The organism is Pseudomonas lurida (assembly GCF_002563895.1).
GTDB lineage: Bacteria > Pseudomonadota > Gammaproteobacteria > Pseudomonadales > Pseudomonadaceae > Aquipseudomonas > Aquipseudomonas lurida.
Window position 1 is genome coordinate 3,404,233 of the sequence record NZ_PDJB01000001.1, and the last position, 12,004, is coordinate 3,416,236.

The 12,004-nt window shown below is 61.5% G+C and carries 9 protein-coding genes; all 9 read right to left on the minus strand.

Going from position 1 to position 12,004, the window contains the following annotated elements; genetic code table 11:
- Positions 1-10: 10 nt before the first annotated feature.
- The 9 genes from ATH90_RS15235 to ATH90_RS15280 all read right to left on the minus strand — a co-directional run bounded on the left by ATH90_RS15235 (position 11) and on the right by ATH90_RS15280 (position 11,905).
- Positions 11-1,309: an acetyl-CoA C-acetyltransferase gene (locus ATH90_RS15235; protein ID WP_098466658.1), complete on the minus strand. Its 1,299-nt coding sequence runs from the start codon at positions 1,307-1,309 to the stop codon at positions 11-13.
- Positions 1,306-2,196, minus strand: coding sequence for a MaoC/PaaZ C-terminal domain-containing protein (locus ATH90_RS15240; RefSeq protein WP_034106158.1), 891 nt, complete (start codon positions 2,194-2,196; stop codon positions 1,306-1,308). Before ATH90_RS15240 ends, ATH90_RS15235 begins: the two co-directional genes overlap by 4 nt.
- Before the next feature lie 3 nt (positions 2,197-2,199).
- Entirely contained in the window at positions 2,200-3,543 is a 1,344-nt protein-coding gene (locus ATH90_RS15245) for a 3-oxoacyl-ACP reductase (protein WP_098466659.1), read from the minus strand.
- A gap of 149 nt (positions 3,544-3,692) precedes the next feature.
- Positions 3,693-6,218, minus strand: a complete 2,526-nt coding sequence (locus ATH90_RS15250; protein WP_098466660.1) for an acyl-CoA dehydrogenase — start codon at positions 6,216-6,218, stop codon at positions 3,693-3,695.
- Positions 6,219-6,471: 253 nt separating this feature from the next.
- Positions 6,472-7,881, minus strand: coding sequence for an outer membrane protein transport protein (locus ATH90_RS15255; RefSeq protein ID WP_034106164.1), 1,410 nt, complete (start codon positions 7,879-7,881; stop codon positions 6,472-6,474).
- Between the two features lie 125 nt (positions 7,882-8,006).
- Positions 8,007-8,510: an alkane oxidation protein activator PraB gene (gene praB, locus ATH90_RS15260; RefSeq protein WP_164403510.1), complete on the minus strand. Its 504-nt coding sequence runs from the start codon at positions 8,508-8,510 to the stop codon at positions 8,007-8,009.
- A 130-nt stretch (positions 8,511-8,640) separates the two neighbouring features.
- Positions 8,641-9,135 (minus strand): alkane oxidation protein activator PraA, encoded by a 495-nt coding sequence (gene praA / locus ATH90_RS15270; RefSeq protein WP_034106166.1) that lies wholly within the window; start codon positions 9,133-9,135, stop codon positions 8,641-8,643.
- 133 nt (positions 9,136-9,268) lie between these two features.
- The gene (locus ATH90_RS15275; RefSeq protein WP_098466661.1) at positions 9,269-10,549 is read right to left on the minus strand and encodes an alkane 1-monooxygenase; all 1,281 of its coding nucleotides are present in this window, start codon (positions 10,547-10,549) and stop codon (positions 9,269-9,271) included.
- Positions 10,550-10,843: 294 nt separating this feature from the next.
- Complete coding sequence (locus ATH90_RS15280) at positions 10,844-11,905, minus strand: alpha/beta fold hydrolase (protein WP_098466662.1); 1,062 nt, start codon at positions 11,903-11,905, stop codon at positions 10,844-10,846.
- Positions 11,906-12,004 lie beyond the last annotated feature (99 nt).

The window sequence follows — 12,004 nt, forward strand, 5'->3', positions numbered from 1 at the left end:
TTTGATAGAGCTACTTTTCGACGATGGCGGTAATGCCCAGCCCGCCGGCCGCGCAGATAGAAATAAGGCCGCGGCCGCCGCCGTTTTCATGGATGATCTTGGCCAGCGCCGCCAGTTGCCGGCCACCGGTGGCGGCGAAGGGATGGCCACAGCCGAGCGAGCCGCCGTTGACATTCATCTTCGCGCGGTCGATGGCCCCCAATGGTGCGTCCAAGCCTAGACGCTCGCGGCAATAATCGGCGTCTTCCCAGGCCTTGAGCGTGCACAGCGCCTGGGCGGCAAAGGCTTCGTGGATCTCGAAGAAATCAAAGTCATCGAAGCTCAGTCCTTCGCGCTTGAGCATGCGCGGCACCGCATAGGCCGGGGCCATCAGCAAGCCTTCGGTGCCGTCGACGAAATTCACCGCCGCTGTTTCGCCGGTGCGCAGGTACGCCAGCACCGGCCAGCCATGTTCGGCGGCCCATTCCTCGCTGGCCAGCAGTACCACCGACGCGCCATCGGTCAGCGGCGTGGAATTGCCCGCCGTGAGCGTACCGTTTTGCCGGTCGTAGGCTGGGGGCAGGCCGGCGAGTTTCTCCAGGCTTGCGTCAGCGCGCAGGTTATTGTCGCGGGCCAGGCCGCGATGGGGGCTGATCAGGTCATCGAAGAACCCGCGTTTGTAGGCCGCGTCCAGGCGTTGATGGCTGGTGAGGGTCAGCTCATCCTGGGCCAGGCGCTTGATCTGCCAGCGCTTGGCCATTTCTTCGCAGTGTTCGCCCATGGACAAGCCGGTGCGCGGCTCACCATTGCGCGGCAGCAAGGGTTTGAAAAACATCGACGGTCGCACCTTGAGCAGCGCCTGCAACTTGGCGCCCATGCCTTTGGCGCGATTGGCCGCGAGCAAGGTGTGGCGCAGGGATTCGTTGATGCCGATCGGCGCGTCGGAGGTGGTGTCGGAACCGCCGGCAATACCCACCTCGATCTGACCCAGGGCGATCTTGTTCGCGACCAGCAAGGCCGCTTCCAGGCCAGTACCACACGCTTGCTGCACATCGTAGGCCGGCGTGTCCGGGGACAGGGTGGTAGACAACACCGACTCACGCGCCAGGTTGAAGTCCCGCGAATGCTTGATCACCGCCCCGGCGGCGAACTCACCCAGGCGTTGGCCGTGCAGGTTGTAGCGGTCGACCAGGCCCTGCAGGGCGGCCACCAGCAGATCCTGGTTGCTGTCGTGGGCGTACACGGTGTTGGAGCGAGCGAACGGGATGCGGTTACCGCCGATGATCGCCACGCGGCGAACCGGGGCCGGGCTGAAGCTGTAGTCACTCATTCCACGCTCTCTTTCCAGATGAATAGGCCGCGCATATGGGGCTTGTCGCCAGCGAAGTTGCGCACCTCGAACTCACGGCGGGGGCCGGTCACAGGGTGACTCCACAGCGCAACCTGGCCAGGCAGGAAGATCGGCAGCTTGAAGTCACAATGGGCCTCGGCCTGGTCCAGCCCTCCGGGCGGTTGTTGCGCGGCGAGGGCGCGGCCCAGGGTCCACATGCCGTGGGCGATGGCGCGGCGGAAGCCGAAGAGCTTCGCGCCGATCACCGAGGTGTGGATCGGGTTGAAATCCCCCGACACCTTGGCAAACCGCCTGCCCAGGTCTGCGGGCAACACCCAGCGCTGAGTGCGCAACACGCCCTCCTCCTGCAACGGCAATACGTCGTCCCACGGTTCGCCGACCGGGTCTTTGACATTCCGGCGCAGGTACAGGCTGTCGCTCTCCCACACCCGCTCGCCGGCACTGTAGGCGCGCGTGGCGATGCTCAGCGCCTGGCCCTTGGGATGGGCGACCCAACGCTCGCAATACACCTCAAGCCGCAACGCCTGGCCTTCGCGCAGACGCTGGTGCTGACGAATGCGATTGGCCAGGTGCACCATGCCGCTCGCCGGGTACGGGAAACTGGGGCGGGTCAACAGCATCAGGTGCAGCGGGAACGCCAGCACATGCGGGTAGGACAACGGCACGCCCTGCTCGCGACGAAAACCACAGGCGCGGCCGTACGCGGCAATGCCGTCGACAGACAACTCCACCGCCGAGCGCACCAGGCGTTCCCTGGGCAGCACAGGCGCACCGTCGAGCGTGGGTTTGCGCAGGGCTCGCACGCCCTCCAGCAGCAAGCGCGTGCGCGATGGTGGCGGGTCGATAATCTGTGTCACGTAGTCCATGGCTCAGGCTCCCAGCAGGCTTTGGCCGCACACGCGGACAACCTGGCCGTTGATCCCGCCCGACGCCGGGTGCGCCAGCCAAGCAATGGTCTCGGCCACATCGACGGGCTGCCCGCCCTGAGACATCGAGTTCATCCGCCGCCCCGCCTCACGAATCATCAGCGGGATCTTCGCGGTCATCTGGGTTTCGATAAACCCGGGCGCCACCGCATTCACCGTGACGTGCTGTGCAGCCGCACGCGGCGCCAGGCCCTGCACCAGGCCGATCACACCGGCCTTGGACGTGGCGTAGTTGCTTTGCCCGAGGTTGCCGGCAATGCCGGAAATCGACGACACACAGACGATGCGCCCGCCGGGGTTCAGCCCTTGGCTGTCCAACAGCGCATGGCTGAGTTGCAATGGCGCCTCCAGGTTGACCGCCAGCACACTGCGCCAGGCGTCCTCGGTCATCTTCGCGATGGTTTTGTCACGGGTGATCCCAGCGTTGTGCACCAGCACATCGAAGGCGCCGTATTGGCTGACATGGGCCTGCAACAGCGAGGCCGCGTCCGCTGCGGTGATGTCCAACGGCAGCGCAGAACCGCCAACACTGTCTGCCGCCTGTTGCAGCGACGCTTGGGCCTGGGGCACATCCACGCACACCACATGGGCACCGTCCCGTGCCAGTACCTGGGCTATCGCCAAGCCAATGCCACGGGAGGCGCCGGTGACCAGTGCGCGACGGCCGGCGAACGGCTTGTCCCAGTTGACGGTGACGTGGCCGTCCACCGGTTTTTCCAGGCGTATCACTTGTCCGGATACATAGGCCGAACGGCGCGACAGGAAGAAGCGCAGGCTACTGTCCAGCGCGTCTTCAGCGCCTGGCGCGACGTACACCAACTGCACGGTGATCGCCCGGCGCAGCTCCTTGGCCAGCGATCGCACCAGGCCTTCGAGGGCGCGTTGGGCGATGGCCTGGGGCAGGTCCTGGCAATGTTCCGGCGCAGTGCCGAGCACCACCACGCGACCGTGTTGGCCAATGCGTTTGGCATTGGCATGGAAGAACACATACAGCTCATCCAATTGCTGCAGGTCGGTCACGGCGGTGGCGTCAAATACCGCGCCCTGCGCCTTGACCGTGGACGGCGCCTTGAGCGTGGCGGCAGTGGCGGCGACGGTGTCGGTAGCCGCGAACACGCGCTGCACCTCGACGGCCAGGCGCCCTGCCCCGGCAACGATCACCGGGTTGACCAGGCCTTGCTGGCCGCTGCGGTGGCGTTGCAGTGGCAAAGGCAGCGGCAAGCCGACGGCCTGGGCCAGGCGGCGCCCCCAAGGGGAATTAACGAACGAAAGGTAGCTGTCACTCATAGAGACATTCACTCACAACACATTCTGACCGTGTAAACCCGATCCCCTGTGGGAGCTGGCTGGCCTGCGATGCAAACCACCCGGTATGTCAGTCATACCGGGGTGATACCTTCGCAGGCAGGCCAGTTCCCACATCGACCGTGCTTGCCCTAATTGACCGAAGCGTTTTCGCTGTGGCTGCTGCGGCGTTTCGCCGTCGGCTCCAGCGCTTGCTTGCGCTGCTGCAATGCCTCCAGCAACCCGAAGTCCTGCGGGAAGTCGTCCACCTGGATGCCGTGATCGGCGTATTCCACATAGCGCCCCAGCAAGGTGTCTTCGTCGTCGCTGATGAGGTCCAGCGCCCGCGCCTTGACGCGCCAGCCCGTGAAGGCCGTGGCGGAAAGGGGCATCGGTTCGATCAGGCCTTGCTTCACGGTGGGTTTGAGTCGCGCGTCGATCAGCTCTACCTGCGGCAACAGGCGGAAACCCAGTTCGCCGTAGGCCAGCTTGTCGATTTCCGGGCGTGGGATATAGGAATTGGCCAGCAAGCGGTCGCGGGTTTCGCCCGGTGTCTGGACCACGTCGGCCACTTGGGCCAGCAGGCGGTCCGACGGTTTGCGCAGCGGGATACCGAAGGGGAACGTCAACGCCTTCAGAAAGGTCGCGGCCGCTTTCGACGGGTAGTTAGCGAGTACTTCGGCCAGCGCTTCATGGGCGCGCAACAACGCATCCTGGGCCGACCAGTGCACCAGCGGCAGGTCGGCCTGGGGCCGGCCGTCATCTTCAAAGCGCTTGAGCACGCAGGACAAGATATACAGCTGCGACAGGATATCCCCCAGACGTCCGGTGATACTTTCCTTGCGCTTGAGGGCACCGCCCAGCACGCCCATGGAAATGTCCGAAACCAACGCGAGCACCACCGACAGGCGATTGGCCTGGCGGTAGTAGGACGCCAGTGCCGGTTCAGTCTTGGCCGGGGCAGAAATCAACCGCCCTCCTGTAAGGGAATGCACCGCTGCACGCACGGTATTGGCGAGCACAAAACTCACGTGGCCGAACATTGCGCTGTCGAACGCTTCCAGCGCTTGACGTCGGTCCGGGTTGCGCGCCGCTTCCATTTCGCGGAACACGTAGGGATGGCAGCGGATCAGGCCCTGGCCAAAGATGATCAGGCAGCGCGTCATGATGTTCGCGCCTTCCACCGTAATCGCGATGGGGCTTTGCTGGTAGGCGCGGGCCAGGAAGTTGTTCGGGCCCATGCAGATCCCCTTGCCGGCGACGATGTCCATGCCGTCATTGACGATGATCCGCGCGCGCTCGGTGACGTGGTACTTGGCGATGGCCGAGATCACCGAAGGTTTCTCCCCCGCATCCAGGGACGCCACCGAGACCTTGCGCACCGCATCGCAGGCATACAGGTGCCCGGCCATGCGCGCCAGTGGCGCCTGCACGCCCTCGAACTTGCCAATGGGCAGGCCGAACTGCTTGCGCATCGCCGCATAGGCGGTGGTACCGCGCACCGCGACCTTACCCAGGCCAACGTTGGCTGACGGCAGGGAAATGGCCCGGCCCGCAGCCAGGCACTCCATCAACATGCGCCAGCCGTTGCCGACTTGCTCGCGGCCACCGATCACCCATTCCAACGGGATGAATACATCCTTGCCGGTGGTAGGACCGTTCTGGAACACGGCATTGAGTGGCCAATGCCGGCGACCGCTGTTGACGCCAGGATGGGAGGTCGGGATCAGCGCGCAGGTAATGCCCAGCGAGCCGGGAGTACCGAGCAAGCCATCCGGGTCTTCGGCGCGAAACGCCAGGCCAAGCACCGTGGCGATCGGGCCGAGGGTGATGTAGCGCTTGTCCCAGGTCACACGGAAGCCCAGGACCTCCTCGCCTTCATGCTGTCCTTTGCAGACGATGCCCAGGTCGGGAATCGCCCCGGCATCCGAGCCGGCATACGGGCTGGTCAGGGCAAAGCATGGAATGTCTTCACCCCGCGCCAGACGCGGCAGGTAGTAGTTACGCTGGGCATCGGTGCCGTAGTGCAGCAGCAATTCGGCCGGGCCGAGGGAGTTGGGCACCATCACCGAAATCGCCGCCGCCGAGCAGCGCGTCGACAACTTCATCACCACCTGCGAGTGCGCATAGTGGGAGAAGCCTTTGCCGCCGTACTGCTTGGGAATGATCATGCCGAGGAAGCCGGCATCCTTGGTGTACTGCCAGCCTTCGGGAGACATGTCCTGCCAGACCTGGGTGGTTTCCCAGTCGTTGGCGATGTCGCAGAGGGTTTCCACTTCGTTGTCGAGGAAGGCTTGCTCCTCAGCGCTCAGGCTGGCGGGAGCGGCTTGCAACAGGCGCTGCCAGTCGGGTTTGCCGCTGAACAACTCGGCATCCCACCACACGGTGCCGGACTCGATGGCAGCACGCTCGGTGTCGGACATGGCCGGCATGATCGTACGAAACAGGCCCAGGGCCCTGCTGGTGAGCAAGGTGCGGCGCAGGGGTTTGATCGTCATCAGCAGCGCGGGCAACACCACCAGTACCGCCGCGAGGGTGAGGCCCAACCCGGCCACCACGTTGAACAGGTAACCCGCTGCCAACCAGACCAGGCCAGCGCCCAGCCAGTGGGTAGCAGCGGCTTGTCGATACGCCAGGGCAATCGCAGCTGCGAAACCCACCAATAACCAGATAACCATGGGGATACCTCTACTCGGTTCAGGGTACGGCCTACGCTCGGCAGGTCTGATGACCTGTAGCGCAAAGCCACACTATAAAATTCTAAAACCACATTCAAATTTTATTTTGAAATTTTTATTTAATGCGTGGATAAAAAAAATGGCTGCTCAGGTCAGCCTGGTTCAGCCGTGAGGTGACTAATCGATAAGGGTCGCTACCGCGACCCTTCGCCAAACGGTACTGACGTTGCGCCAAACAGGTTGTGAGGTTGGATCAGAACGCATACGTCGCAGAAAGACTGACAACCTCACCCTTCGCGTCTGCCTTGCCATCCAAGCTTGCTCCGCCAAGACGATCCTGGTTTTGCGTGCGCAGCTTGGCTTTCTCGACGAACTGCCGCGAGTAGGCGCCATCAATACTCAAGCCTGGAATGGCGCGGATGTTATAGCCAAACCCCAGGGATGCAAAAATCCGATCCCCGTCAGGAATACGCGGGTCGCGTGTGGAGTTGCGCGTAGGCGTCTGGTCGGTGGCAACACCTGCGCGGAAGGTAAAGTCGTCGGTGAATTTGTAATCGCCGCCCAGCGACACCATCCAGGCATCCTTGTAGTTATAGGGAATCGACACAATTTGCACACCGTCGGACTTCAACGTCAGCGACTTGAACGACGACCATTGGGTCCAGGTCACACTGGCGCCCAAGGTGAGGCGATCGTTGAACTGGTGTACCCAGTCGACGGAGGCATTGGCCGGAACGTCCAATTGTGTAGACGCATTGGCGCCGTTGGAGTTGAGGGTAAGTCCCGGATAAGCCAGCGCTGGCAGGCCGCCGTCGATCAGTGACTTATTCGCTTCGTCCGCATAAATGCTGTACTTGCCTTCGAGCTTATTCTTGATTTTCGCGTGGTAGTTCAGGCCCAAGGTGTCGAATTCAGTGGGTTTCCAGACGACGCCGGCAAACCAGCCCACGGAGGTGTTGTCAACCTTGACACGCATCAACGAGTTACCCACGCCAGAGGGGAACGGAATACCGATGGTGGGTGACAACGCCGCTGCCGCATACAGGTCTAGGTTCTGGCTTACAAAGCCCTTGGTGTGCTGGACAATTGCGCCGGCACCCACCGAGAACTGATCATTGACCTTGAAGGACAACGAACCGGTCACACCGACGGTTTCAATACGCGTATCGACGGCGAAGTCACGACCAATCCAATCCTGATCCCACGTGGTACGCGCACCCAATGGCACTACTTGGCTAAGTCCGAAGGCAAAACGGTCATTGATCGGCATCACCATGAAACCGGTTGGCAACCAAGCGGTAAAACCACCCTGTCCGCCATCCCCCGTACGCGGAGTGGAACTCAGGTCCGTGGGGTCGACAGCGGCAGGCGGGTTACCGGCATAGTCCTTGGCTGTGCCTTTGTACTTGATATCGATCCGCGCGTAATCGACAGTGAACTGGGAAACGTTGCGATCGATAAAAGCCATGGCCGCCGGGTTGTTATAAGCTGCGGAAGGGTCGTTCTGAAACAGCGATCCCCCACCGAAGGCGCGCCCCCATCCTGGAGCACCGAAAGTCGGTGTAGCAAACCCGCCAGCGTGTGCGTGCCCTGCCGCAGTGATGAGACCGCCGAGAACGGCGAGGCTCAACAAAGTGCGTGCCTGCTGCTTCTTATTATTCATGCTCCACTCCTTTATTGTTTTTATCTTCCACGATCGGTTTCACCGACCTGGACTCACGCAACCAGTGCCTCTTGCGAGGCACTGGCGTCTTTCAACGTGTGATCATCACGTCAAGCGCGCTACGCTTATGGAGAAACGGTAAAGGCAGGGTTTGGCACTGCGGTCAGAGCCGTGATCTTGCAAGAGCCCACTGTCTGGGCGCTGGGCACGCTGAGGGTATTGGTGCTGTTGTTGAAGCCAACATTGATGGTCACGGGTGAAGCGCTGCAGTCCGACAAGATCTTGAATTTCACGCCCGAAACCGTGCCGGTGAAGGCAGTCGGACCACCACCGGTGACCGCGAGGGACCATGGCAGCCCCTGCAGGACAGGCACTGCGCAGAGCGAGTTGGAACCACTGACTGTGGCGCCGGTGATGGACGCGCCGGAGCCGTTGGCGGCAACGGTGCCGGTAAAGACGATGTTGCAGGTGACCGGAAGATTCAGGGAAGCCGGCGATGTAACAGTGATCGAACCTGTCGTGGAGAATGCCGCACCCGCGGGTGCGATAGTTGCCGCATTGGCCATCGAAACGGCACCGAAGCACAGCGCGAACGAAGTTGCACAAACGAGGGTTTTCAAGCTTTTCATTGTTTTTCCTCACATGTTATGGCGAGTCATTCGCCAGGGGTAATGGCCATGATCGAGAGGTCACGGTGAATCTGCAGAACTTCCCTTTCCAGCCAAATTTCAATTCAATTACCGCACCAACATCCGACGGTTATTCCACAACTTTGAAGTTCGGCGGCATCTTGATCGACACCGTCTTGATCGTGCAGTCTTCGCCAATGGGCACATTGGCGGCTTCCAACTTGCCGGTGGCGTTATCCCACGTACCCTCGGCAGTCGAAGGCCCGCACTTTCCGCCCAGACCAAAGGCATGCACGTCCACGCTGATCTTCGACATGGAGCCACTCTTGGTGTCTTTCGCCACTAACACCCACGGCAAGTTGATGGCTTCGACCCGGCTGCACTTGAGGCCGCCGTCGAATTCGACTTTGTCGACGTTTACCGAGGAGCCATCCGCCGCGACCTTGCCGGCGACCTTGATGGTGCAGTCGGCGCTGATCAGCGCACCTTTGGAAAAGCTGATGGGGCCCTGGGCCGTAAAGGCGCTACCGGCCGGCTCGATGCGCGCGGCCTGGGCCTGGTGATAGGCGATCAGGCCCAGCGCGGCCAATACGATATGGGTGGTGAACTTGGCAGGTGCTTGCATGGTGTACGTCCTTCCCTTTAATTATTTTTGTTCGGGTCAAACAACTTTCTGGCAACGGTTCTGGAAAAATTCGGGCGATAAAGGCCTGCGCGGCACGCAGGCCCCGAATATGCAAACTACGTGTTACTTGAACTTAGAACGGTGTGGCGCTGTTGCTGTACTTCTCCAGGTACTTCAACCGTTGTGAGGGCTGAAGGTTGGTCAGGGTGATATCCCCGGCGTAATGATTCAGCACCCGATGGTCCATGCGACGGCGCCACAAGTACGGCACGTAGGCCCAGACAATCATGCTGGCGTAACCATAAGGCAGTTGCGGCGACTCATCGAAATGGCGCAGCGACTGATAGCTGCGGGTCGGGTTGGCATGGTGATCCGAGTGGCGCTGCAATTGGAACAGGAAGATATTGGTGACAATACGATTACTGTTCCAGGAGTGGCGTGGCGAGCACCGCTCATAACGACCATTGGGTAACTTCTGGCGCTTAAGGCCGTAGTGCTCGACGTAGTTGACAACTTCCAGCAGCGAGAAGCCGTAGATGCCCTGGATAATCAGGAACGGAATCACTGCCGCGCCCAGCCAGGCGATCATCGCGCCCCACAACACCACGCTGTACATCCACGCGCTGAGCACACCGTTCTGCCAGTGCCACGCCGGCAGGCCGATCTTGCGCAGGCGTTCACGTTCAAGGTTCCACGCCGAGCGGGCGCTGAACCACACCGAGCGAGGCAGGAACGCCCAGAAACTTTCCCCAAGTCGCGAGCTGGCCGGATCTTCCGGCGTGGCGACCCGCACGTGATGCCCACGGTTGTGTTCGGTGTAGAAGTGCCCGTAAAAGGTCGGAGCCAGGGTGACCTTGGCCAGGAACACTTCCAGTGCATTGGGCTTGTGCCCCAGCTCGTGGGCCGTGTTGATCGCAATGCCAGTGGCGGCGCCGGTCGACATCGCCATGCCCAGGTAAGTGAACCAATTTGCCTCACCGTGCAGTTGAGTACGGGCGGTGATGTAGCTGGCGGCATGAGACAGCCAACTGGACGGCTCCAGGTTCGCAGCCGCCTGCAACAGGCCGCCCTGGATGATCCAGTCGATACCGCCGGCGGCGAGCCAACCGGTGATCACCACCGACGAGATGACAAACAGTACGCCGGTGTAGACGATCCAGCGATAGTAGCTTTGGGATTCGAGGTGGCTGACGGCGGATTCGGGTGGGTTGCTCACATCCTCACCGAGCAAGCCGTCGATCAGCGGGATCAAGCCGAAGATCACCAGTACACCGACCCACCAGAGTTGCTGGATGCCGGTAGTGATGGCCAAGGCGCCAGAGAGCAAGGGGGTGGCCAGCGGCATGATGCCCAACCACCACAGGTGGCGCTTGCCGTCGGTCCATACGCTTGGGGCTGCCAGAGTCTGGTTCATGGCAACCTCCGTGGCAGGGAAGCAGAAAACAGGTTCAGGGAGCACTGAATGCTCCAGGAAATCAACCATGCGATAAAAGACGTTTTTTTCATTTTTATTCGCTCTTAGGCATTTCAAAAATCATTTCAAAACAAACATTGAAATATTTTTTTAAATAAATAGCGCGGAATCGATAGGTCGTCAACTACTTTTTCGAGCCCTTTTGAACGTGACCAGGCAGTCTCTTTTTCAGCCATTTGGTCAGGTCTCTAGGGCAAGCATTTCGGACGGTCCAAACCGCGATGAGGGCCACGGTTATTTGTTCACCACGGCTAAAGACGGCTGCCGGCTCGCGGCGGCTTGCGATGGCCGCGTGCGCTTGGCCAACTGCTGCACCGCCTCTACCACCCTCGCGGTGGCGGTGATCGGCAGCATATGCCCGCACCCTTCCACGACCTGCATCTTGAGGCCCGGAACCTTGTCAGCCAGGGCCTGGCCGTGTGTGCGAAAGTCCAAGACCTTGTCGCGGGCGCCGTAGATAAGGCTGATGGGCAGCGTCAATTGCGGGTAGCGCTTGACCATATCCGGCAGGTAGTCGTTGACCTGGGCAATCTCGCTGGACGCGGCGTAGAAGTTGTCGGGACGCATGCCCAGCAGCCCGCCCCCACGGGTGGCGAAATCTTCCGGGGCCGTGTCGGGGGCGAACACGCCCTTGACCACCGAGCGCCGCGTCAACAGGCCCATGGGCACGGTGAGGGTGTGGGACACCCAACGCCGCAGCCAGGCCGGGCGCACGGCCAGCGACCAGAACACCAGCGGCAACGTGGGTTGGGGATGGGTCAGTGGCGCCACCAGCACCAGCCCTGATACGGAGTGGGGATGGTCGAGCGCCAGCGCCAGGGAAATTGCGCCACCGAGGGAGTGCCCCAGCACCAGGGGTTTATCCAGCCCCAGCGTGTTGATAAAGGCCGCCACCTGGCGTGCCTGCGCTGGCAGGTCGGCGGCGGTGCCTTTATGGCGGGTGGAATAGCCCGACCCTGGGCGGTCGAGGGTGATGACACGAAAGTGCTCGCGCAATTGCCCGGACAACGCGTAGGTCAGGTTGCGGCTGCTGCCCATCAGCCCATGAATCATCACCAACGGTGGGCCCTTGCCTTCATCGCAATAATGAAAGCGCTCACCGTCGACCTCCAGAAAACGCCCGTTGATCGGAACGGCAGCTTCAATGCGCCGCGTCATCCACGCGCTGAACCCCCACAAAACGGCGCTGGCGCCTATGAAAACAGCCGCAGCGATAACCCACTCGACAGCCATAGCTCGGTCCTCTGCATCCCTGCAGCTGGCGACCCGACCGGAATTGATCAAGGCCTCAGCCATCGTCCACACCCTGGACCTGAACTTCGTGCCTGTCCGTCGGACAAGTCGCACATAAGGAGCCTGGGACTAGCGTAGGCGATATTTTCAGGTAGATTATTT